1 protein-coding gene is annotated in these 534 nt (G+C 59.7%); it reads right to left on the bottom strand.

What is annotated here, in order from left to right; all coding sequences use genetic code 11:
• The coding region (locus tag I6F28_RS37085; RefSeq protein ID WP_249782238.1) for a phage tail tape measure protein at window positions 1–487 on the bottom strand (487 nt) is incomplete at its 3' end.
• Window positions 488–534: the final 47 nt, after the last annotated feature.

Raw genomic sequence — 534 nt, 5'->3', positions numbered from 1 at the left:
GGGACAGACTTGCGCGCAGGGCCGTGCCAGCATCGCTTCCGCGAAGACCATTATTGGCAAGCATCCCGGCCATGGCCGCCGCTTCTTCAAGACTGATACCAAGTTTTGCGGCAACCGGACCGGTATACTTCATGGTTTCGCCCAGCGCGCGAAGGTCAGTGTTAGTACGGGTAAACGCTGCTGTAAGCGTGTCACCGACCCGGTCCATCTGGTCAGCGGAGAGGCCGAACTGCGTCAGGATATTTGAGCCAATATCCGCCGTCTCGCCAAGGTCCATACCGCCAGCCGTTGCCATGCTCAGCACGCCCGGAAGCGCAGCCTGAATGGCCTGCGGTGTGAAGCCAGCCATTGCAAGAAATGCCTGCCCACTGGCGGCATCGCCTGCGGTGAACTGCGTTTCAGAGCCAAGTTTTAACGCCTGCTCACGCAGCGCCCTAAACTGCGGGCTGTTTTTGTCGATTCGCGTCAGTGCCTGAACGCGGGACATCTCTTTCCCGAACCCGATCGCAGGCTGCAAAAAACGCCCGGCAGCAT

The organism is Bradyrhizobium sp. NBAIM14, assembly GCF_020193895.1.
Lineage (GTDB): Bacteria > Pseudomonadota > Alphaproteobacteria > Rhizobiales > Xanthobacteraceae > Bradyrhizobium > Bradyrhizobium yuanmingense.
Note: the sequence above shows the minus strand (reverse complement) of the source record. Positions and strands in the feature narration are given on the sequence as shown.